At 39.7% G+C, this 21,576-nt stretch carries 22 protein-coding genes and 1 tRNA gene; 11 read left to right on the top strand and 12 right to left on the bottom strand.

What is annotated here, in order from left to right; translation table 11 throughout:
- The first annotated feature begins 60 nt into the window (after positions 1-60).
- From AB0756_RS25235 to AB0756_RS25210, 6 genes are all read left to right on the top strand, one after another.
- Positions 61-780: a response regulator gene (locus AB0756_RS25235; protein WP_038082123.1), complete on the top strand. Its 720-nt coding sequence runs from the start codon at positions 61-63 to the stop codon at positions 778-780.
- A gap of 102 nt (positions 781-882) precedes the next feature.
- The gene (locus AB0756_RS25230) at positions 883-2,382 is read left to right on the top strand and encodes an FAD-dependent oxidoreductase (RefSeq protein WP_038082121.1); all 1,500 of its coding nucleotides are present in this window, start codon (positions 883-885) and stop codon (positions 2,380-2,382) included.
- A gap of 493 nt (positions 2,383-2,875) precedes the next feature.
- Complete coding sequence (locus tag AB0756_RS25225; RefSeq protein ID WP_038082119.1) at positions 2,876-3,283, top strand: hypothetical protein; 408 nt, start codon at positions 2,876-2,878, stop codon at positions 3,281-3,283.
- 485 nt (positions 3,284-3,768) lie between these two features.
- Positions 3,769-3,951, top strand: coding sequence for a CsbD family protein (locus AB0756_RS25220; protein ID WP_038082116.1), 183 nt, complete (start codon positions 3,769-3,771; stop codon positions 3,949-3,951).
- Positions 3,952-4,531: 580 nt separating this feature from the next.
- Positions 4,532-5,251, top strand: a complete 720-nt coding sequence (locus AB0756_RS25215) for a response regulator (protein ID WP_038082112.1) — start codon at positions 4,532-4,534, stop codon at positions 5,249-5,251.
- Between the two features lie 52 nt (positions 5,252-5,303).
- Entirely contained in the window at positions 5,304-6,917 is a 1,614-nt protein-coding gene (locus tag AB0756_RS25210) for a CHAT domain-containing protein (protein WP_050046671.1), read from the top strand.
- A gap of 4 nt (positions 6,918-6,921) precedes the next feature.
- On the opposite strand, the gene AB0756_RS25205 is transcribed toward AB0756_RS25210, so the two are convergent.
- Positions 6,922-7,839, bottom strand: coding sequence for a c-type heme family protein (locus tag AB0756_RS25205; RefSeq protein WP_038082109.1), 918 nt, complete (start codon positions 7,837-7,839; stop codon positions 6,922-6,924).
- A gap of 277 nt (positions 7,840-8,116) precedes the next feature.
- On the opposite strand from AB0756_RS25205, the gene AB0756_RS25200 reads away from it, so the two are divergent.
- From AB0756_RS25200 to AB0756_RS25190, 3 genes are all read left to right on the top strand, one after another.
- Positions 8,117-8,257 carry a hypothetical protein gene (locus AB0756_RS25200; RefSeq protein ID WP_153021433.1) on the top strand — a complete coding sequence of 47 codons (141 nt, stop codon included), beginning with the start codon at positions 8,117-8,119 and terminating at the stop codon, positions 8,255-8,257.
- A gap of 97 nt (positions 8,258-8,354) precedes the next feature.
- Complete coding sequence (locus AB0756_RS25195) at positions 8,355-8,603, top strand: hypothetical protein (protein ID WP_137986573.1); 249 nt, start codon at positions 8,355-8,357, stop codon at positions 8,601-8,603.
- Between the two features lie 314 nt (positions 8,604-8,917).
- A complete protein-coding gene (locus AB0756_RS25190) occupies positions 8,918-9,442 on the top strand; it encodes a hypothetical protein (RefSeq protein ID WP_038082107.1) in 525 nt (174 codons plus the stop codon).
- 1,017 nt (positions 9,443-10,459) lie between these two features.
- On the opposite strand, the gene AB0756_RS25185 is transcribed toward AB0756_RS25190, so the two are convergent.
- Positions 10,460-10,714: a DUF2513 domain-containing protein gene (locus tag AB0756_RS25185; protein ID WP_038082106.1), complete on the bottom strand. Its 255-nt coding sequence runs from the start codon at positions 10,712-10,714 to the stop codon at positions 10,460-10,462.
- Positions 10,715-10,993: 279 nt separating this feature from the next.
- Here AB0756_RS25185 and AB0756_RS25180 point away from each other — a divergent pair, with 279 nt between their 5' ends.
- Complete coding sequence (locus AB0756_RS25180; RefSeq protein WP_050046674.1) at positions 10,994-11,884, top strand: DUF559 domain-containing protein; 891 nt, start codon at positions 10,994-10,996, stop codon at positions 11,882-11,884.
- Positions 11,885-11,944: 60 nt separating this feature from the next.
- Here the strand turns inward: AB0756_RS25180 and AB0756_RS25175 are convergent, their stop codons facing one another.
- The 8 genes from AB0756_RS25175 to AB0756_RS25140 all read right to left on the bottom strand — a co-directional run bounded on the left by AB0756_RS25175 (position 11,945) and on the right by AB0756_RS25140 (position 16,334).
- On the bottom strand, positions 11,945-12,475 hold the full coding sequence (locus AB0756_RS25175; RefSeq protein WP_038082105.1) for a hypothetical protein: 531 nt from the start codon (positions 12,473-12,475) through the stop codon (positions 11,945-11,947).
- Positions 12,476-12,940: 465 nt separating this feature from the next.
- Positions 12,941-13,261, bottom strand: a complete 321-nt coding sequence (locus AB0756_RS25170) for a COG3415 family protein (RefSeq protein ID WP_408019914.1) — start codon at positions 13,259-13,261, stop codon at positions 12,941-12,943.
- A gap of 40 nt (positions 13,262-13,301) precedes the next feature.
- Positions 13,302-13,811 carry a hypothetical protein gene (locus AB0756_RS25165; protein WP_038082104.1) on the bottom strand — a complete coding sequence of 170 codons (510 nt, stop codon included), beginning with the start codon at positions 13,809-13,811 and terminating at the stop codon, positions 13,302-13,304.
- Between the two features lie 44 nt (positions 13,812-13,855).
- Positions 13,856-14,857, bottom strand: coding sequence for a site-specific integrase (locus AB0756_RS25160; protein WP_050046676.1), 1,002 nt, complete (start codon positions 14,855-14,857; stop codon positions 13,856-13,858).
- Between the two features lie 70 nt (positions 14,858-14,927).
- A tRNA-Pro gene (locus AB0756_RS25155) sits at positions 14,928-15,001 on the bottom strand.
- 52 nt (positions 15,002-15,053) lie between these two features.
- Positions 15,054-15,419 carry a DUF1818 family protein gene (locus AB0756_RS25150; RefSeq protein ID WP_038082103.1) on the bottom strand — a complete coding sequence of 122 codons (366 nt, stop codon included), beginning with the start codon at positions 15,417-15,419 and terminating at the stop codon, positions 15,054-15,056.
- Between the two features lie 86 nt (positions 15,420-15,505).
- On the bottom strand, positions 15,506-16,093 hold the full coding sequence (locus tag AB0756_RS25145; RefSeq protein WP_050046902.1) for a hypothetical protein: 588 nt from the start codon (positions 16,091-16,093) through the stop codon (positions 15,506-15,508).
- Between the two features lie 4 nt (positions 16,094-16,097).
- Entirely contained in the window at positions 16,098-16,334 is a 237-nt protein-coding gene (locus AB0756_RS25140) for a DNA-directed RNA polymerase subunit omega (RefSeq protein WP_038082102.1), read from the bottom strand.
- Between the two features lie 176 nt (positions 16,335-16,510).
- Here AB0756_RS25140 and AB0756_RS25135 point away from each other — a divergent pair, with 176 nt between their 5' ends.
- Positions 16,511-16,933: a fasciclin domain-containing protein gene (locus tag AB0756_RS25135; protein WP_038082101.1), complete on the top strand. Its 423-nt coding sequence runs from the start codon at positions 16,511-16,513 to the stop codon at positions 16,931-16,933.
- 118 nt (positions 16,934-17,051) lie between these two features.
- Here AB0756_RS25135 and AB0756_RS25130 read toward each other — a convergent pair whose 3' ends face one another.
- Positions 17,052-18,515: a glycoside hydrolase family 13 protein gene (locus tag AB0756_RS25130; RefSeq protein ID WP_038082100.1), complete on the bottom strand. Its 1,464-nt coding sequence runs from the start codon at positions 18,513-18,515 to the stop codon at positions 17,052-17,054.
- A 143-nt stretch (positions 18,516-18,658) separates the two neighbouring features.
- Positions 18,659-20,431 carry a ShlB/FhaC/HecB family hemolysin secretion/activation protein gene (locus AB0756_RS25125; protein ID WP_082051883.1) on the bottom strand — a complete coding sequence of 591 codons (1,773 nt, stop codon included), beginning with the start codon at positions 20,429-20,431 and terminating at the stop codon, positions 18,659-18,661.
- Positions 20,432-21,576: the final 1,145 nt, after the last annotated feature.

Genomic DNA, 21,576 nt, shown 5'->3' with positions numbered 1-21,576 from the left:
GACAAATACAAAAGAGTCGATTTGTGCATCTTGTTACTTAAAAAGAATTGAGGCTTGACCATGAATACAATTCGTGTTGTTTTAATTGAAGATCACGAGCTAACTCGGATCGGTATAGTAGCTGCTTTGAAGCAACAAAATGGAATTGAGGTGATTGGTGAAGCCAAGGATGCAAGGTCAGGTTTAAAGCTTCTGAAATCAACAAGACCAGACGTTGCTATAGTCGATGTCGATCTACCTGATATGAGTGGCATTGAGTTGATCCAGCACTTCAACAATTCTGAGGAAGCAAGCGAGATACCAGAAACCAAGATTTTGATTATGACAATGCAGGATAATGAGGAAACCGTGCTAGCAGCTTTTGCGGCTGGGGCAGATTCTTATTATATGAAAGATGGCAGTATTAATAAACTGGCTGATGCATTGCGGTCAACTTATGAAGGCAATTCTTGGATCGATCCGACCATTGCTCGTATTATCTTGCAACATAGCAATAAAACTTACGCAGAAACTCAATCAGGTTCTGAAAATACAACAGTTTCTATCAATGGTTTATCAGCTGAGGAAAGCCAGATTATTCCAAGCTATCCCTTAACAGCTCGCGAGTTAGACGTCCTCAGACTTATTGTAGATGGATGTAGTAATGCAGATATTGCCGAAAAACTTTATATCACTGTAGGTACTGTCAAAACTCACGTCCGCAACCTTTTGAATAAGCTTTGTGTAAGCGATCGCACGCAAGTTGCGGTGCTTGCTTTGCGAGCAGGCTTAGTTAGATAACCTGTCAGTGGTTGGTGGTTGGTGGTTGGTGGATTGCATGGCGAGCAAACCACTAACGAATAACAACTAACAACTAACCACTCACAATTAACCCTAAAACCCATGCAAAAAATACTTGGAAAAGCTATCTCCTATTGGATAGACTCAACATCAGAGAACAACTTTTCACCACTCCTTAATACTGTAACAGTAGATGTTGCGATCGTTGGAGCAGGTATCGCTGGAATCACTGCTGCTACATTGTTAAAGCGTGCTGGCAAAACTGTTGCTGTGATTGAATCGAATCGCATAGCAACAGGTGTCAGCGGTCATACAACTGCTAAAATCACCTCGCTTCATCAATTGATTTATGCAGAGTTAATCGAGAAATTTGGCGAAGAAAAAGCTAGAGTTTACGCACAGTCAAATCAAGCAGCATTAGAACGTATCGCGGCTTTTGTGGAAGAAGAACAAATAGATTGTGACTTCAGCCGCCAAAGTGCTTATTCTTTTACAGAATCTCAAGATCAACTCAACCAAATTGAGAAAGAAGTAGAAGCTGCACTTAAATTAGGGCTTCCTGCTTCTTTTGTACGGCAAACTTCCTTACCTTTTCCTATTGCTGGTGCAATTAAATTTGACAACCAAGCGCAGTTTCACTCACGCAAATATTTACTGCACCTTGCTAAAAGCATTGCAGGAAATGGTAGCTATGTGTTTGAGAACACGCGAGTACAAAAGGTTGATGAAGAGAGCCCCTGTCAAGTCATTACCGATAAGGGAACTGTTCTAGCACGGGATGTCATTATTACGACAAATTTGCCAATCCTAGACCAGGGCTTGTTTTTCGCCAAAACTTATCCCAAGCGTTCTTACATTATTGGTGCCAGGATTGAGGCATCCAAAGCACCCAAAGGAATGTATATTGGCATTGGGGAAACATATTACTCAATTCGTACCACTCCCTACCAAAATGGTTTACTCCTTCTTGTTGGTGGTGGAGGTCATAAAGTGGGTACTGTGACTAACACGGAAGAAAAGTACCTCGATTTGGAAGCATTTGCACGTTCTCGCTTTGGGATTGATTCTTTTGAGTATCGTTGGTCAACTCAAGATGCTGTTTCCTTCGATCGCTTGCCTTATATTGGTAAGTTGACACCATTCAACAACCATGTATATGTAGCCACTGGTTTTAGCCTTTGGGGAATGACAAAGGGAACATTATCTGGAATGCTACTTGCAGACAGAATATTGGGTATAGAGAATCCTTGGGCTGAACTTTACGATGCAACCCGTGCAACGCCATTTGTGAGTTTGGAAGGGGTTAAGCAGAACCTTGATGTAGGCGTTCATTGGGTAGGCGATCGTATTAAAGGAATTGGTCATTCTTGCGTTGATGTTGCCAATGGTGAAGGAAAAATAGTCACTGTTAATGGCAAAAAGGTAGCAGCTTACAGAGATGAAGGAGGAGAAATTCATGCAGTCTCTGCGGTGTGTCCTCATTTAGGTTGTGTTGTTGCCTGGAACAGTGCAGAGAAAAGTTGGGATTGCCCCTGTCATGGTTCCCGTTTCAACTCTGACGGAAAAATACTGCACGGACCAACGGTAAAAGATTTAGAGTGACTGATAACTAGCACATGAAGGCAGAAGTACGGAGGCAGAGGGCAGAAGGCGCAAAAGCTTTTTTTGTAAGCTTTTTATCTGTTACTAATGGCTGCCTTATTTACGTCCCGCTGTACTAGTAATTAATCAAGGGTTAGCGATCGCTCGTTACTAAATTTTGACAGTGGTTTTTGCCTAAATGAACCACACTGTTGGTAGGGGTGCAAAGTATTGCGCCCCTATATTTGTAGTTTATTTACTTGGAAAATAGTACTAAGCAGCTATATTTGGTTAAGCTTTTTATTAAAAATACTTTTGACATCAAGAGCTTAATAAAAATTAAATGAATAGCAAAAAAAATACATCATAGGATAGAAAAAACTTAATTCTGTTTAACTGGTAACACTTCTCAAGATTTTAAGCTCCACCTCTTTAGGCACTAGATTTCAATTGTTAAAAGATTTAATTTATTTAGTATAAATGGTGAATCAAAAATTTAGTGAGGACATAATATATGACTACTGAAAAGAATAACAAAGCTGTAGATAGCTCTGAACGAGTTGAAATGGATACATACGATAGAGGAATCGTACCTGCTGAAACAGCAGCTCGCAAAGAAAGAGAGGGAGAATTATACAAAACACTTCCTAATGAACAGAGAGAGGCAAGCGCACCTACTGACGACCAAACACATTCTGATAGCGTACATTCTACAGACGGTTATACAGTAGACAGAGAAGGTTTGCTAAATAATTACGCAATAGAACCGGAAATGTATTATGAAGTTCCTGGTGATGCGAGTCAAGAAGCTAAGGAGGATACCACTCATCGTGCAGCAGAACTGAAAGAAGTTAATGAAGATAAAGAAGGTCAGTTAACAAATGATGACGACAAACGAGGCAGAGGTCCGGGAATTGTTTAATCTTTTTGTCTGAGTTTTTCGGTTACATAGGTACTGTGGGATGATTGGGACAACACCCGGTCATCATTTTTTTTGTCATTAATATACTCATTTTGCCTACAACATACCCGACTTCTTCAAGAAGCCGGGTATTTTATTTTCGCCTTGTTCCCTAGCGGAGTCTGAAAATGCCTTCGCTAGAAGCTTTGCCTCCCGGTACAGGTGGTTGTTAGGTTATTTTACACGAGCCAAGCAGTCATGAAATTATCTACCGCAAGATAGAATATACTTATCCCAGGAAAGAGGTAACTTTACTATCTGTGTCTCTCTAATATCTATAATTTTAAATCTTGCAGATGAGTTAAATAACATAAATAATCTGTTGCGCGGACAAAATCTTTTTGCTTAATCATAAACTTAGGATAGACTGACAGACAAATATTTTTTAAATAAGATATTTATAGATAGAAAACAGGCTACTAACAAATCAAAAGTAAGGAGTTAATATGAGTATCGAAAATCGCATAGAAGCAACTGCTAAAAATATAGAAGGTAAAATTCAAGAAGTTGTGGGTGAAATCACAGGTAACCCCAATGACAAAGCTGAAGGTAAAGCAAAGCAAGCTGAAGCTCAAGTTCGCCATAGCGTGGAAAACTTGAAAGATGATGTTAAGAGAGCGATCGACTAACTAAAATAACAGAGATTTGTGTATAACAGTGTTTGCTGAAACAATCGGCAAACACTGTTTTATTTATAATAAGTAATATTGCAAGCTCGCAATCGGCGTTAATCCACAGACTAAGTATTGAAGCTGTAGCAGTCTCTAAATCCTTTGTGAAAAATTTTAAGTACTGTATGGTAAAAAATGCCTACTACATAAATGCTTTTTGTAGCCATTGTACGGGTATTTTATAAATCAAATATCATTCCTAGTATTAAGAATTTTAAATTATTCACAAAAAATTTTAGGTAGTATCGGTAGGGGTAAGCCCACCAATTTTTGGTAACTTGCCAAAAACGCCATTAAAAATTATAATCGTATTTTTTTAAGAGGTGTAATTGAAAAACGCAGTTAGTTGATGACGATCGCCACTCTGCCAAAAACAGGGTCTGTGACACAGTCAGAAATAACTTATCCCTCGGCCCTTATTCCATGCCCATTTGCATTAATTTTTATAGCTTGGGGGGGATGAAGTTTGTTGACATCTTTCTTTTTGTATAAAATCCCTATTAGAATATCCATGTATAATGGGTAGAGGTGATTGGCTATGAGTGAAATCAAGGTCGTCGTCATTGAAGACCACAACCTTACCCGGATAGGTTTACGGGCTGCTTTACAAACTCAGGCAGAAATGAAGATTGTTGGTGAGGCTTCCAATGCAAGGGAAGGGCTACAGCTTTTGAAAACCTTGCATCCAGATGTTGCCACTATCGACATTGGTTTGCCTGATATGGATGGAATTGAACTGACACGTCAGTTTAGGCAATATCAAGCTCAGACACAAGACTACACAACAAAACTGCTGATTCTCACAATGCAAAATAGTGATGAAGCTGTTTTAGCAGCTTTTGCAGCAGGAGCAGATTCTTACTGTATGAAGGATATTGCAACAGATAAACTGGTAGAGGCAGTAAAAACAATTCATACAGGTAGTTCTTGGATTGACCCAACAATTGCAGATATTATTTTGCAACAAATTCGTCATGATTTCCCCGATCGCAATGGAGGAATGACGGGCAAACGGGTCATGATTAATGCTGTAGACCCAGAAGTTGAGAAAACACTGGAAACTTATCCACTGACCGAACGGGAAATGGATGTTTTGGAGTTGATTGTTTCTGGGTGCGATAATGCAGAAATTGCCCAAAAGCTTCACCTGACAATTGGGACTGTAAAAACTCATGTTAGAAGTATTTTGAGCAAACTCTGTGTAGCTGACCGTACTCAGGCTGCTGTTCGAGCTTTACGTGCGGGTTTAGTACAATAAAACCTTGCTAGAATTGGTGAGGTAAGTCATTTGCGATCGCAAATGGAGAAAAATGCCTCCGCCAACGCTTAAGGCTGTCGTTATCAACTTGGGAGATGGAGATCTAAACAGTGGCTTTCCTAGAGTAACCGTTCAATTGTGGGTATCGGGCTATTCTCGACCCCAGCAGTTTATTGGTAGCCTACCCGCAGCACCAATTTTGGCAGAACTCTACAGTAACTGGCAATTAATTTACAAACACCTTTGCAATCGGATGGCGAGTATGAAGGACATCCGCAAACAATCCGTTGCCCAATTGGTAGAGGTGGATGTGGATGATGAGCTAGAAATTGACCTAGAAGGCGTTACCAATATTTCGCAAGATAGCTTTCATCAAGTTTGTTATCAACTAGAACAGAGCATAAATGCTTGGCTTCACTCACCAGGGTTTCTGAATGTCGATAGCCAAGTGCGATCTCGACTGGACTCATCATCAGAAATCCATGTCATGATTGAAACCAACGATGACTTACTGCGTCGGTTACCCTGGCATTGTTGGCAGTTTTTTGGCGAATATCCCCAAGCAGAACCAGCACTGAGTCAACCTGAATACCAGCGTGAAGGGCAGGCTAAGCGAGATACAACAAAAGTCAGACTCTTGGCGATTTTAGGCAGTAGCAAAGGAGTAGATTTAAAGGCGGAACAAAGATTTCTTCAAGATTTACAAGAGGCAAAAATTGAGTTTCTTGTGAACCCTTCCTACGAACAATTAAACCAGCAACTTCGGAACGATCGAGGCTGGGATATTCTCTTTTTTGCCGGACACAGTCAAACCGAAGGCGAAACAGGCAGGATTTATCTCAACGAAAATCCCACTAATAACAGTTTAACAATTCAACAGTTGCAAGAAGCGCTCAAGGTAGCCATTGCCAATGGGTTAAAACTGGCAATTTTCAATTCCTGTGACGGCTTAGGCTTAGCAAATTCTTTAGAAAAATTACATATTCCTACCGTTATTGTCATGCGAGAACCCGTACCCAACCGGGTAGCACAAGAATTTTTTAGACACTTTCTCTCTGCTTTTGCTCTCGAACGTTTGTCTTTATATCGAGCCGTGCGGTACGCCCGTCAGCAATTAAAAAGCTTGGAAGCTGATTTTCCCGGTGCTTCTTGGTTACCTACCATCTGTCAAAATCCTGCTGTCGAACCTCCTATCTGGCTTAACATAGCCGAACCTTTGCATTTTGTATTGACATCATCCCAAATCTATAAATTGGAAAAGGTTTTACTCGATCTTATTGGACCGATTGCTCCCATTCTGCTACAAAATGTGTTGGCACAGGTGGGGAATCGAAGGGAATTAATCGAGCAATTGAGGCGTCATCTGTCTCCATCTCAGCAAGAGCAATTTCAGAAACAAGTCCATTTGGAGCTAACACAGCCGCTTTTGAAACTGGAAGATAGGGTAGAAATGTTAATAGAGCAATATCAAGTATTAGATGAAAATTTTATCCGTCAGTGCGAGCAAGCGTTAACCCAAGCGATCGGACCAATTGCTCATATTCTCATTCAACAAACTCTTAGTTCTGGAGAACACTCTCGCGCAACTTTTGTCGAAAGTCTAGCTGCTCAACTTCCAAATCCTCAACTAGCATTGGCTTTCAAACAGCAGGTACTGGATAATTAACGGATTAAGTTTTGTGTTGCTTTAGCAAATCCATGGCAATCAACAAACTGGATCTCATGCGTTCAAAAGCGATCGCTAGTAAACCAATTTCATCTTTTGATTGTTCTTCAAAGTTAGCATTTATCTCACCCGTGCTTACAGCATTAGCTGTTTTTGCAATATTTTTAATTCTTTGGATAACAACTTTCTTTAATAAGAAATTAATCAACAATATGACAGCAAAAAAGATAGTCATGATAACGAGCATAACAGAAAAGAAAGCCCGCCAAGTTTCATCAAAGACCTTTTCTGAAGGAACATAGACCATTTGAGCCGCAATAACCTCATTCAGCTGCCAACCAAACCCATGTTCTCCATAAGTGGCTAATAAACTTTTTGGTGCAATGTCAGGACGAGAATGGCACTCAAGACAGCGATTTTCTTCTATTTTAAATGGATGAGCTGTATAAAACTTTTTCCCCTCTGGTGTAGAGCGAAAACCCGAAAGTTCCTTGATTTCTGGTTGTCGGCGAAAACGTTCTACCAATGCAGTTTCAAAACTATCAGCTTGGTCTCTAGGATTAGTAGGATTGAGAGCAGCATCTTTATAGAAAAAGTCGTGATATTTGTCATCTTTGCGTAAGTATTCCGAAACCTCTCTTACTGAAAAAGTTGGAATTGCTTCGGGAATAAAGGTGGAACCAGTTTTTAATTGAGGCGCAAGCAGTGGATTGACACGATCTTGAGTATAATGCCGTAATGAGTTCATTGTTTGCATGAGCAAATCAGCCTTAACGTTAATCTCATACTCCGCTCTCTGTTGCAGAACACTTGATAGCATCAGGCTGCTAAGAAGAATACCGACGAAGAAAGAGAGAACTAATAAAGAGTTAAACTTGACTCCAATCTTGGCATTTAGCAAGTCAGCGTTGAATATAGCCATGCCTATGTATAATAAGAGAGATCTGTTCAGCGATCGATTTTTTCCCTAGTATAGCTAATCCTATATTTCTCACTCTACTGCCCTAAAACTTTGAGTGAATTTCTCGAAAAGCGCGATCGCGGTGAGGTCGGATCTAATTTTTCTAGGAAAGTACCTGACTTTCCTTCAAATCCGGGTTTTTGTATTTAACGTGTGTTGGCTCGAAAGCCCCAAAAGCGATATCGTGCTCGATTAAGTCTGCTTTCTTACGTGCAGCTGTTACATTGAGGTCATTGTAGTGCAAACCGGGAGTTCAGCAGAAATCCTTTGTTTGGATAAGTGGTTTTTTAGTCTGGTTACCAATACAACTTTTGCAGGTGTTACCTGGAGTCCTGTGGAGACATCACGGGTTTCTCTCAGCAGTGGTTCGGGCTTCTGATTCGAGTGGGACAATATCTGTTAAAGACAGTGACCCACGATCTATAAAAAATGCAAAGAAAGCTCTGAACAATTTTATAGGTGGGTTTCTAGACAATATGACCTTGTACTGTATTGTCGCTTATGTTGTAGATGCTTTGGTTTGCATTTGGTATTACCCTATAATGCCTGGTATACCTTGGGATAAAGCAATCCAATACCTGATGTTAGGCGTTTTCCAGTATGTCAACTGGAGCAATGTGTTTGGTACGATCGCAACACTATTCATGGTTGAGATTCTTGTCCACACGATGATTTCTATCAATATGCTCCATAAATTCCTGGTAGCAAGCAGCAAGGAACATTAAAAAATAGGCGTAGCAGAAGGTGCGATCGATCCTCCTCGACCCCTGAGTTCAAGTCTCAGGTACCTCACATCTTGCAGCATCGCCTTATTGCAAAAATCAAAGCCCAAAAAGCTTATTCTTTCGTAGGGTGGGCACTACCCACCACTCTGTTGTTGAGAAGGTGCAAGATGTCAGCCTCCGACTAGCCGTGAAAATCGCCGCTAGTAATATATGAAAGACGCACATTTTTTTCATTTTCTGAAAGCCTTGCTATATGAGGGTTATAAAATGTGCATCTTAGGAGGTACGCCATTCAAACACAATCGTTTTTAATTATGACTAATTTTAATTTAGAAAGCTTTCACAAAGATAACGAAGAATGGTCTGAGCTAGCGTTGCAGCAAGTAGGTTCCGATAATCTACAAATACACGTATTTGGTGGTTTTGCTGCTGCCGCTGCTTTTGGAATGATGGCAGGACCAGTAACTGGTGGACTAGTAGCTGCGTATGTAATCTATTCTGCTTTTGAAAAAGGTAGGGAGAAGAAACGTAATTTGGCAGCAGTCAAGAAGAAATGTTTGGCACACGTTCTCGAAGGTAGCAACTTCAGGTCATACGCAAGGCAGATTGGTCACGAAGGAGTAATGCAGGAGCTAACTTATGCTTTAGAAGAAGAATTATCTATATCTGATGATGCGATGGATTACTTAGATAAGTATGCCCCAGAGTATCTTGAACCTAGTCAATCAGACAAAAAGCCACTATTAGCACCAGCTAGTACTCCATCATATACCCCTAAACAAGTCACTTCCTTGAACAATCTCAAGCTAAAACTATTCATGAGTTCGTTCTTAATCTAAACCTTTCACATCCACCAAGTACTGTTGAAGAATTTACTGAAAAATTCATTACGTATCTATTGAAACCAAGGGAGATAACAATGATTAACTCAGAATATCTTAAATACTTACAGAAGTTGGGTATCTGGCAATGTGAGATATTTTACGAAAATGAACTATCATAGGTTTGCCATTAGTTAAAACTTACGCATGTGCGATCGCACTTAGTAGCGTCTAATCTACGAGTATTAAGTGGAAGTTATAAAAAATTAGTAGATTAATTATTTTGCCTTATATTACTAATCAGAGTGTTAAGTAGGTAAAGTGAATTGGAGTACGGTCTCTGTAAGGTTTGTATTCCATCTTTTGAAAACTCAGTTTTCAAAATAGCTGCTATTTTCTATTTCATCTTTTTTGTGTTATTCTGTATTCATCACCCACAGATAAGATATTCCAAGATAAGATAAAACAAGCTGAGACACATATACTGTACTCGGTATTGCTTAAGTTTGGTTAAGAAAGACCAAGAGTTACTGCGAATAACTCTTGATCGGTAGTCTGGGATGATAAAAGAAACGTAAGTTTAGAACTTACCCAATGTAAACAACACAATTAAAATTAGTGTTGTTAGAACGGATATAGTTGTCAGAACCAAGCAAAGGATGACAACAAACCTCCAAAAAGCACTACGAGATTTAAGAACTCGTAGCAAGACCTTAATTAGGTCAGCCATGTAAACCCTCCTTGTAGGGTATTAATAGTATAGCCATAATAAAGCTCTCCTTCTAAGCCAATAGAATGAGGGCTAGTGCCTTTGTGAGAACTTCACTATGAATACCAGCATATCATAAACTCTGAGAGAGCTGTGTCTTTAAACTATAAAAGTTATCTCAGAGAAATCAGCGATCGCACCTAACAAGACTTTAGAAAAAAGTTAAGCCGACCCCAGTCCATTCGGGGTTGGCTTTGTACAAGGAGTTCTTAAATTTCAGAGAGAAGCGATCGTACACCTAGCAGAAACTTTCGGCTAAGCAACTATCACCTAATTTTGTCCAAATAATCGTACCCACTCATTGTGATTCCATCTATACCGTATCCCGTAATACCAAGCAAAGTTTTATTTACGTATCCTTTTAAGTAGTTCCATTCAATTAATAAATCAACACGATCGATAATAGTAGGCTCATCAAAACCTTTTATGTTGAGGTTTGTAATTCTTCTACTCCCTGATGCAGAGTTCTCTACTTGTAGAAAAATCTCTTTAATGAGAGATAAATCCCTTGCTCTTAGCATGAGAAAATCCTTTATTATAGTAAATATATACTACAATAAATGACTTGTAAAATTATTAACTAAAAGTAGAAAAACAATTTTCATTATTTGAGGAATATTGGAGGTGGTCGCACTTACTCTAGAAAACAATTCTGGATTGTTGATTTTTATTTTATGTCAGTAAATGATATTGATTAGCAGTATAAATATTATATAGTAGAGAGCTATCATTCTTTAAATTAGATTATTTTGCCTGGGTAATTCTACCGTAAACATTAATTTATTAGGAGAACGAGTAGAGTGACTGGAGTTAAGCCCAAGAAGCCTGGACTTGTGGAATTGCTTGCTAGCATTAAAAAAGATTCAGAGACACCAGTGCGCGATGTTCCTAAGTCTTCTGGAAAAACACTTGTAGAAGCGATTGCTAAATTAAACCAACAGAAGCAACAGGTTGAGCCATCAAGTGATAATAGTACTAAAAGTACCAGTATAGAATTAAGCAAAAGAACCACTTCGTTAAGTAACTTAGAATCTCCAACTCTTGTGTACGAGTTGAGAACTTACCAAATGCTCAAAATGTTGAGTAAAATAATGCCTACTACAGAATGGTCTTCCGATTGGTTAACTGCAAATGTCAGAAAACCAGGGTTCTATTCTTTTCCTCAAGGTATAACTCTAACTTACAAAGGTCAACCAGATGGTTCGGGGACTCAGCATTTATGGGAGATTCGGGTTGATGCATCTTGGGCAGAAAAGTTAACTAACGCTTATAAACAAATAAGCGGTGAGATGGGATTAGTTCTGCCAAAAAAATCTGTCTCAAATAATTCTAGGTCTGATTACTACCACTCAGAGAATGGTTTAAACTTTCGTTCTCAGGCTGAGTTTGAAATTGCTAAAGCTTTAGAGAAAAGACGTGTTCTTTTCTTTGTTAATGCTAAATGTAGAATCCGTAATAGGATAAATTGTATAGAAACTAAAGAGACAGATTTTCTAGTTTTTTATAAAGGTTCCCCTAGAATTCTTGAAGTAGACGGGTGGGAATTCCATCAGCGACCTTCTGAAGACTACCAAAGAGACCGATTATTTGATAGAGAAGGAATCAAATCTACTCGTTTTAGTGCAACAGAGTGTTTAAACAATGCCGATGAAGTAGTAGATGAGTTTTTAGAGTTGTTTGGCGCATCTTAATAAGTTAGTGTACAGATTAAACCAAATTCTTTTAAATCTATAAAAGTCACATCAGGGTCATCAGCGATCGCACCTAACTGTAAATTCGTTACACGGTATTGAGTTCCAAAGTGTACATAGGTTGTGGCAGATTGCACTTATTGAGTTTTGGATAGAGTTATCTAAAGATAAAGCAAATATACCTAATCCAAAACCAGTAAAGTAAAGAAGCTTAAAAAATGATGTGTTGGTTTTATCAAGCCATCCAGTTCCATCAAAATATTTGATTTCTGTAAGTCTGTTTAAGGTCGCAAAACCAAATATAAAAACTGAAGCTAGCTTAAGATAAGCTTTAACACTTTCTTCCTTAAGATAAGGCAACTTTCGTCCTAATACCTGAGCGAGTGTGAAACTAACTAACGTTACTAGAAAAATACGTATAAGAGTTTTTGAGCTATTATCTCTAGTCTGAATAATATGTTCTTTTTTCCCTTCAGTTAAAGTAATTATATTCTTATCGTATTGAGTCCACACATCTTCAACAGTTTCAACTGGTGATAAAAATAGAATATACAGATACCACAGTTTTTTAACTAGTAACTTTAGTCTCATACCACACCATAAAAGATAAAGGTACAACTATACTCTCTGCTTTAGTTCTAAGTAAAGCTTGCAAAATCAGTATATTTACGCTTCGTGTACATTATAACTAAGGGTGGTTTCAGTGTATATGTCTTACGTGCAGATAGTGATCTAACGTCGTTATGGCTATAGATACCTAAACTAGTATCGTCTATATAAAAGGAATCAACCTATGAGGTCTAATACGATGCTCAAAATGGTGCTCGTTCATACATCTGCTATATCGAACACTAGCGTTTCCTAAATTAAGTGCTTCAGCAAAATGCCAACTTTGATCCACTCTACGTCTAATACCCCACGATAGGCTTGGAAGTCCAGTTATATCTATACCTCTACTCTCATGACAATTTACCAACTGAGGATAGCAAAGTTGATGTCTATAATCTTTAGATAAAGGTACAAACGCTTTAACAACAGTAAAAACAAAAAAAGAGCTTAACAAAAGCTGGTAGTTTCATACTGACTCACCCAATTACCTGTCTTTGCCGCAAATAATTCACAGAATTCCACTATTGTTGCATCCGGATTCTCTGACACTAGTTCTCTTAACTCTAATTCCGCATTTGTCAGATGACTAAATCGTGGCTTACCCGGTTTTAATGGTTGTAAATTACCATGACTTTTTTGTTGCTTTACTAGCTTTTGTACTAAACTTTTGCTCACTGCAAATCTGAGTGCTACTTGACGAATCGAGATTTTTTCCTCAATATGTGCTGCCACTATTTTTTCTCGAATATCTACTGAATATGCTTTCATGACAGTCTTATCTTTTGATTTTATTAATACTAACTGTACCTCATAACATCGGAAACTGGTGTAAATGCTGATGTCTACCTTCTGGGTTACCTAATTCTTTAAACGAATTTAGCGATCGCACGTTTTCTTCAGCGAACATTGATTGCCAGAATCTTAGCAACGTACCTTTACCAGAACCAGAAGGTCCAATTATATGAGTGAAGTATCCATTAGGGCTAGTAGGATCGAGGTACATTGATGTAAGCGCTCGAATCAAAGGTAGATATTCTTCCCCGTAAGCGTCTATTACAAACTGTCTAAATTCTTCCGGGCAGTCTGAATTCTTTTCGTAAGGAACTGGAATAGCACTTGTTAGGAAATGTTTCTTATCATGAGGAAGTTGCTCCCCTGTACGCAAGTCAACGGTAACGTTGGTAAATGCTAATAAATGCCCGTTATACACCGTTTTAAGGTCTTCTGTTAAAGCGCTACGGCAGAATTTAAAAGCACTAGTCTTGTTCCGATCCGAAGCAAAAACAAACAGCTTTTCAACTTTATCTCCTTTTTTCACTACAGTATGGAGTTTTCTAAGTTTAAGCGCTATTTTTTTCTGAACTATATCATCGGTAGTGTGCGACCAATAGCAAGACAGGTCTTCCAAGCACGTTTGTTAAAGTTATTGTCGTCAATATACGAACCCTCTCTACTTGGAAAGACTAAATCATCTGGTTTAGCATCTTTAGGTTTTATGGACTTTAACAGGTCTTTTAATTGCTGGTTGCATGGAATAGTTCTGGCTTTATTTGTTTTTGTACTTTTGCGATCGCCCCTAGCCAAACTAGAACCAATCCAAATGCTGCTAAAATCATCACGGACATCTGACCATCTCAATCCAGATGCTTCACTTACCCTGACACCCGTTAACATACGAAATGTAACGTAACTCAGATAATGATTGTAGTATTCGTGGGATTCAAAAGCAGCTAATATCTTTGACAACTCTTTTTTAGAAAAAGGTTTGGGCTGCTGTCTCGGTGGTATTTTAATTCGACTGGGTAAGTCTTCCCAAGGATTGTTTGTTAGTAGGGATTCTTTAATTGCCCAATTCCAACAAGCACGTAACAGAACAATTCTTTCTTTGAGCGTAATAGGTTCGAGTTTCGGCTTCAACCACTCAATAAAAGCTTCAGCATCTTTTGGAGCGATCGCACTTGCTAAAGTATTTTGGAAGTACTTCTTTAAATAAGTTGTCAAAGAATAATATTTCTCCAGGCTGCGACGGTACAGATACCTGGATTTGTGGTCTGTAAATTGGTTGAAGAGACTGACCACAGACAAAGATGGTTTTACATCTATTTCTTGTTTAACTTTCTTTTCTTTTTTACTTTGCTCAGAGGATTTATACTTAGCTAACGTCGGGTCAAAATTATCACAAGCTATATCTAGTTCGAGCCGAGAGGCTAACTTAAGTGCTGCCTTATAGCTAATTTCATTATTAGGGAGTCCTGGGTAGAGACAGTGCCTTTCTCTTTCATGAGTCCACCGTAAACGAATACGGTTTTTAAACACCTCTACACAGACAGAACCCTTTTGACGCTTCTCTTTTAACACTTCCATCTTTGTACCTAAGGTATACCTTGTGTATCTTAGGTAAAGAACAAAAGTGATAAGTAATCAGCTTCTGCAATCGGAGCGGCGGGATTCGAACCCACGACCTCCACTACCCCAAAGTGGCGCGCTACCAAGCTGCGCTACGCCCCGCAGTCAACCTCTCAATAATAGCAATTAAGATTGAGGAAATCAAGAGATCGGTCTAAAAAACCTTGAGCATCCCAGTTGCTTGTAGCAAACCAGAAACTGCGAAAGATTCCCATTTACCTTCTACACCACGTCCCGTATTGAGAATAAAGCGTAGACTGTAAGCATGAGGATAACCTTCCACTTCCATCCACATGAGATCGCTTTCGGCTTCACAAGCAATTTTTTCCTCATCCATTAATTCATTGGCAATTTGTTGCATGCTGTCTGCTAGCTGAGCCAGCAACCGACAAAAATCATTCAACTCGGCTTCAGTTAATTCAATAGCCCAGTCATCTGTACCAACTAACCCTTTAAACTCTTGTGCGGTTGGATTCCAGCCAATACGCCAACCCAATCCGCTTTTCAGAACGCGTTGCATTTTGGCTAATGTTTAATGGTTAATGGCTAATAGCTAATGGCTAATGGTTATGAGCAATTAGCTATTAGCCATTAGCTATTAGCAAACTATTTTAGTAGTTGAGCGTCGCCTGGTTGGGGCGATCGCGAACGGGTTGGTGCTGATTCTCCTGGCTGTGATGAATTGTCTGGGGTAGCAGTTGGTGGACTTTGGGAATTCGGACTGAAAACATTTACCAAAGCTTGTATCAAAGCATCTCGCTGACGGCGGTTCAGACGTGCGATCGCCGCCTTGTCACCATCTAGGGGATTTTGCCGCAAAGTATCAGTTCCCGGATACGCCCCTTCATACATCACCTCATTGGCACCGAGGTAGTCTGCCAAAGTCAGCTTCCAATCCAATCGAAAATTTGGCGCACGTGTTTTCACATAAAGGTGATACGCTATCAGGCGGCTAACCAGAGTATTATTCTCAGCCTTTTTTCCAGTCTCTTTACTGGTGTACTGGTTTTCCCGTGGAAAGTCTGGCAATTGTTGGTAAACTAACCGCCAAGCATCACCAGCGTTGACTCTTTGAGCAGACACTGGTTGCAAACCCACGCTTAAACTTAGAACAATAGCACTTATGAGTGCGCTCGCGAAGCCAAGCCGTACCCAGCTTATCGCGCCCAACTTTCGACTTCTCCCAACTGACATCATATTAAACTTCGCCGATAATTTCTGGTTGCGTCAGTTCATCAGACATCTCAACGATGGCCCGAAGCACGGGTTTCATCATAGCATCATCCGCACTATCAAAGTCCTCATATCGCCGACGCTTAGCACGATTTGCCACTTGAACTGTAATGCGGTAGCGATTTGAAGCTGCATTGATGAGCTCTTCAGCACGGTACATAATCTGAGATTGAGTTGTCTCAAATTTAGAACGCTTTAGCATAATTACTGTTTTTTTGGAAGTCATTATCTCAGTTTAGCAGTCACAATTGAAGTTATTAGCCTACCAATGATAGCCGATTTGACACGTAACCTTTCCCTTGATAGAGGTTGAGACATTTTTATCGCTCTATAAATAATTTGTAACATTACGCTAACAAATTTAAGCTAACGTGTCTTATGGCTAACCTTGTAGAAACTGCTATTAAAGCCGGAAATTTCACTACTTTGGTAAAAGCTGTTGAAGCAGCTGGACTAGTTGACACTCTTTCTAGTCCCGGACCTTTTACAGTATTTGCACCTACGGATGAGGCATTCGCCAAGTTACCACAAGGAACCTTAGATGAGCTGCTCCAAGATACACACAAGCTCAAAAGGATTTTAGCTTATCATGTCGCCTCAGGCGATGTCAGGTCCGACGACTTGATTCAAATTGACCATGCAGAAACATTGGAAGGGTCAATTGTGGGAATCAAGACTGCTGACGGTCAAGTCACAGTGAATGACGCTAACGTCGTTAAAACTGACATTCTTACTGACAATGGCGTGATTCATGTTGTCGATACCGTGTTGATTCCTGCATTTGTTGCAGCTGAATCATAAGAAACTTCCAATCTATAAAATTATGCATTGGGTGGAACGAGCCGGACCGCCCGTTCCACAAGAGAATGTTGAGTATTTTTTTATTGGGGTTCCTGGAACCCCATTCTACAGAATTTAATTATGAATTCCCGAGAATGCAACCGGAACGTGCTGGAAGATTTAAGACAAGCTGCTTGGTTTCGCCTTTTACATTCCACTCAAACTCAGCAGTACCAAAGAGAAGCTTGTTTGGTTGACTGCTTAAACTGCTAGTATCTACATCTCCTTTTGTTGGCGCAGTTCCTGCATTCACCGCAACGATCGATTCTTCAGTTCCTAAAATCCGAGCAAAGACGTAAAGTGCTCCTTGAGCATAAAGAACTCTATACTCACCAGTACGCAGGCTCGGATAGGCGTGACGTAGTGCTATCAGTTCCCGATGCGTCTGGAGAATTTCTGTGTCCCAATTTGCTTCTAGAGGAAAGCCACGGCGAGAGTCTGGATCTATAGCCCCAGGTAAGCCAACTTCGTCACCGTAGTAAATACTGGGCGCACCGGGAAAGGTCAGTAAGAGTAAAGTTGCTAATTCAATGCTTGGTTTATCCCCTCCCGCAATCGTTAGCAATCTTGCTGTATCATGACTGGCTAACAAATTCAATTGGGTAAGTGCAATTTCCCAAGGATAAAGCTGCAGGAGGTGCTGCATTTTTTCAGCATACTCTTTGGCAAACAAAGGTGGATGGGGATCGTAAGAACGCCCTTGCACTTGTTCTAAAACTACGCGATCGCCTGCCGTAAATGCAATTGTTGGTCCTGCAAACAAATAATTCATCACCCCATCAAATTGGGTACCATCCAACCATTCACGAGCATCATGCCAGACTTCACCGACAATATAGGCATCGGGATTGATGGCCTTAACGCGATCGCGGAACTCTTGCCAAAAGCCGGGGGTTTTTACCTCAAATGGAACATCTAACCGCCAGCCATCCATACCAAATTTTATCCAATATTCAGCAATTTCCATAATATATTCCCGCACTTCCGGGTTATCATGGTTAAATACTGGCAATGCCCGATTATCTGCCCAACCTTCATAGTTAGCAGGATATTCGCCATTGTAGGGAGAAACGGGCCAATCATGGATTTTAAACCAATCCACCCAAGGGGAATGAGGACCATTTTCTAAAACATCGTGGAAAAAGAAAAAGCCACGGCTGGAGTGATTGAACACCCCATCCAACACGACTTTAATATTGCGTTGATGGGCGGCTTCTAACAATTCCTTAAAAGCAGGATTACCCCCCAACATGGGGTCTACCTGATAATAATCGTGAGTGTGGTAGCGGTGATTGCTTGCAGATTGAAAGATAGGGGTGAAGTAAATGGCATTTATTCCCAGATCTTGTAGATAGTCTAATTGTTCCATCACGCCCCAGAGATCTCCTCCCTTGTAACCTTGGAGTGTTGGCATAGCTTCCCAATCTTCCCAACGAGCACTCCGTAACAATCGTTTGCGGGGTTGTTTGCTTTTTGCAAAGCGATCTGGAAAGATTTGATAGAAAACAGCGTGTTTAACCCAATCTGGCGTTTGAATCTGCATAATTACTCTGTATCCCTTCAACGCAATCGTTACAGATCCCCGGTACTTGTGACTCACACTTTTGGTAGAAAGTTTACTCGAGCTAATGGCTAATGGCTAATGGTTAGAATGAAGCAATTAGCAATTAGCAATTAGCAAAACAATTAAAACGCCTGATACCGCAAAGAAAAATGCAACCCCTTATCTTGCAGTGAGTCTCCTTGGTTATCAACATCTATTAAAGGGACTCCATAGTCCAAACGTAAATACAAACTCCGGGAAGGTTGCCAAATTAACCCTAAACCTAAACTAGCTATTGTCTGTGGAGCGGGATTTTCTGCTTGATTGTTCCAAGTTGTACCAATATCGAAAAAGGGTGCTAACTGCAATGCAGTGTAGCTAGCAATTGGGGGAAAGCGAACTTCAAGTGAACCTGCTACACCGTTATCCGCAACAAGTTGGTTTTGGCGATATCCTCTGACTGTATCGAATCCACCAATACTTAACTTTTCTAGAGAGAGTAATGAGTCTCCTGTCAATTGTGCGTTCAGTCGTGCTAATAATAAGGTTCTTGGTGATAGCCTCTGTACCCACTGAAATTGTCCCAACCAGGAAAAGAATTGACCATCTGTACCCGTATCGTTATTTGTAGCATCAAAAGCATTTATACCCAAGCTAAATTGAGAACGTGCGGCTAAGACTCTATTGGCGTTACGATTCACCCAATCTTGAGAAAAGCGAATGACTGTCACTTTTGATTCGCCATTTTCAGGACCTTCTGAAAAGGAATAGGGAATATCATCAAGTATGAAGGTTTGGTTTCGACGCAAGTCTAAGGATAGACCGAGAGCAAATTCGGAGGTTGGAGTTCTGTATAAAGGTTGACGAACACTTAGAGAATATGTCTGTGTCTCACTTTTAATATCTAGTTCTTCAAATGGGTCTTCTATAATACGACTGTCTGTATTGCTATATCGGAATCCAATAGTCCCATTTAGGGAGTTGATGGGAATAGTGTAGTTAATATCGTAAAGATTCAAGCCTTCTGTTCTACCGTATTCGGCATTAAAGCGATCGCCAAAACCAAGTACATTATCATGGGCAATAAAAACGCTTCCTTGTAACGAACCAATACTAGGGGACTGAGTGTTATCTATAGAAACCCCAGCGTGAAAGGCTTGTGCTTCTTGTATTTGTACTTCTAATATATTTCGTCCAGGCGTACTACCGGCTGTGAGTTCTGCATTCACCCGACTGATGAGAGGATCGAGTTGTAGAAGTTGTAGCGCTTCTTCCAAACGCTTTTGGTTTAATGGCTTTGAGGTGGCTCTTCGCAAACGCGATCGCACATACCCTCTTTGTAATCTATTTAATCCACTTAGTTCAATATTCTCTAACTCTCCCTCAACAACTTGGATTTTAATCGTTCCACTACTGATATCTTGATTATTTGGCAAGAATGCTCCACTAGTCACATAACCGTTGTCTAGATACACTTGAGTAATGTTAGAACGCAGTTGAAGCAATTCTTCAAAAGTGACTTTTCCCTTCTTTTCCAAGGGTTCGATTAATTTTTGAATCTTGTCTTGCAACACTGTACTTCCCAGTACCTCTATTTTCTTAATGGGAATGCGACTCTCTTCCCCAAATGTGGCTTCAGGTGATTCTTGAGTGGGAGGAGTTTCAAGACTGGGTTTTGGTGGTTCTGTTGGAGGTTCTTGAGGAAGGGGGCTTGGTGATTCGTTGGGTTGAGGAGTTATGCGCTCAATTGTATCAGGAGTTTCAGGAGGAATCGTTACTCCCGGCGGTGGTGCAGATTGAGCAAATGCAGTGGGAAATAGGCAAATAAAAGTAGAAAGACTTACGGTAACGGATATTGCCAAATTTATATATTTGCAACAGCCAGTACCTACAATATGCTGTTGTCGTTTTGGCATCAGGCGCATAACAATATTATCCAACTGTAGACTCTCCTGTACTATTAACAACACTCCCTAGCAAAAATAGTTATGCTAAAAGACTTGCGAGCCATCGCTGGCAAACTTACAAGCTATTTTAAAAGTTAATGATATCCATTATTTTTTTATGAATTTAGCAAATTTTTAAACTAGTATTTTTACTGAGACTTAAAACGCAAAATATCACATTAGTTTTTCCTTTGCAAGTGAGTTATATGACACATACATAAATGTTTATTTTTAGTCAATATTTTTAATGCTCAGATAAGAGAGCCACTCAGGGTAGCATTATATGTTGCGTTAGTAGTAGAGGAAAGGTCATCAACTGAAAGACTAACTTCTAGTATATTTCTACCATTAGTAATTTCAAAAGGGTCCGATTCAAACTAGGGATACAGTCACTTTTGATGGGAAAGATAGTAATAGAAATTTCAGTGCTTCATCGAGGAATGTTTTAGCGGTTGGAGTGGGTAATCACGATGGTCTCCTTTTTTCTCTAATAGTCTTAGTACTCACGCCACAGCACATTCTTGAAATTCACATTTGAGTTCTGAATTCATTTAGAAAAACTATGAGTTAATGTAAGAAGTTTCTTGAATTAGCTATGTGTTTAATAAATATCATCAAAGAATCATCAGGAAATTGCATTCACAGTTTCTGCATACTAAAATACCAACATTATCAACTTGGCTTGTTAAAATATGCAATTCACTAGACAGAAAAGTGCAAAGTGCGAACTAATTTTTTCTGATTGTAATCTCTATTTTCCTGACACCAAGCAGGATTGGGGTTATTGGCAGTTTAAAATCGTATTATTTTTTACATCTATTTAGCGATATTCTTGCTTTTGCCCTTGATGGTTGAGGCGGTAATATTACCCTCAAGACAAAAGCCTTTTTCGGTTTTGGCTATCGGGCTGCACAACGAGTCACAAAGGGGCAAACACTTGATGGCAATAATTGTGTAGATGTGAACGCAACGGGTGCGATCGCTTCTGGAAATATTTCCGCACCTGACACCAGTTCCATTCAAAATAACCTCACCAAGTTATCGCAAAAATTAGTAGAATTGTTGAAAATTTTACTCAAGTTATAATTTATGACTTCACAATTTCCAGTCTTAAC

This window comes from Tolypothrix campylonemoides VB511288_2, from assembly GCF_045999855.1.
GTDB classification, from domain to species: domain Bacteria; phylum Cyanobacteriota; class Cyanobacteriia; order Cyanobacteriales; family Nostocaceae; genus Scytonema; species Scytonema bouteillei_A.
This window is presented reverse-complemented; position numbering and strand designations above follow the sequence as displayed.

Excerpts from the sequence above, each read along its gene's own strand:
- AB0756_RS25185 (WP_038082106.1), bottom strand. The coding sequence starts at position 10,714 with ATGCTAAGAGCAAGGGATTTATCTCTCATTAAAGAGATTTTTCTACAA.
- AB0756_RS25225 (WP_038082119.1), top strand. The coding sequence starts at position 2,876 with ATGACTACTGAAAAGAATAACAAAGCTGTAGATAGCTCTGAACGAGTT.
- AB0756_RS25175 (WP_038082105.1), bottom strand. The coding sequence starts at position 12,475 with ATGAGACTAAAGTTACTAGTTAAAAAACTGTGGTATCTGTATATTCTA.
- AB0756_RS25135 (WP_038082101.1), top strand. The coding sequence starts at position 16,511 with ATGGCTAACCTTGTAGAAACTGCTATTAAAGCCGGAAATTTCACTACT.
- AB0756_RS25215 (WP_038082112.1), top strand. The coding sequence starts at position 4,532 with ATGAGTGAAATCAAGGTCGTCGTCATTGAAGACCACAACCTTACCCGG.
- AB0756_RS25140 (WP_038082102.1), bottom strand. The coding sequence starts at position 16,334 with ATGCTAAAGCGTTCTAAATTTGAGACAACTCAATCTCAGATTATGTAC.
- AB0756_RS25205 (WP_038082109.1), bottom strand. The coding sequence starts at position 7,839 with ATGGCTATATTCAACGCTGACTTGCTAAATGCCAAGATTGGAGTCAAG.
- AB0756_RS25145 (WP_050046902.1), bottom strand. The coding sequence starts at position 16,093 with ATGTCAGTTGGGAGAAGTCGAAAGTTGGGCGCGATAAGCTGGGTACGG.
- AB0756_RS25210 (WP_050046671.1), top strand. The coding sequence starts at position 5,304 with ATGCCTCCGCCAACGCTTAAGGCTGTCGTTATCAACTTGGGAGATGGA.
- AB0756_RS25130 (WP_038082100.1), bottom strand. The coding sequence starts at position 18,515 with ATGCAGATTCAAACGCCAGATTGGGTTAAACACGCTGTTTTCTATCAA.
- AB0756_RS25195 (WP_137986573.1), top strand. The coding sequence starts at position 8,355 with ATGACCTTGTACTGTATTGTCGCTTATGTTGTAGATGCTTTGGTTTGC.
- AB0756_RS25220 (WP_038082116.1), top strand. The coding sequence starts at position 3,769 with ATGAGTATCGAAAATCGCATAGAAGCAACTGCTAAAAATATAGAAGGT.
- AB0756_RS25125 (WP_082051883.1), bottom strand. The coding sequence starts at position 20,431 with ATGCCAAAACGACAACAGCATATTGTAGGTACTGGCTGTTGCAAATAT.
- AB0756_RS25160 (WP_050046676.1), bottom strand. The coding sequence starts at position 14,857 with ATGGAAGTGTTAAAAGAGAAGCGTCAAAAGGGTTCTGTCTGTGTAGAG.
- AB0756_RS25190 (WP_038082107.1), top strand. The coding sequence starts at position 8,918 with ATGACTAATTTTAATTTAGAAAGCTTTCACAAAGATAACGAAGAATGG.
- AB0756_RS25235 (WP_038082123.1), top strand. The coding sequence starts at position 61 with ATGAATACAATTCGTGTTGTTTTAATTGAAGATCACGAGCTAACTCGG.
- AB0756_RS25230 (WP_038082121.1), top strand. The coding sequence starts at position 883 with ATGCAAAAAATACTTGGAAAAGCTATCTCCTATTGGATAGACTCAACA.
- AB0756_RS25170 (WP_408019914.1), bottom strand. The coding sequence starts at position 13,261 with ATGAAAGCATATTCAGTAGATATTCGAGAAAAAATAGTGGCAGCACAT.
- AB0756_RS25150 (WP_038082103.1), bottom strand. The coding sequence starts at position 15,419 with ATGCAACGCGTTCTGAAAAGCGGATTGGGTTGGCGTATTGGCTGGAAT.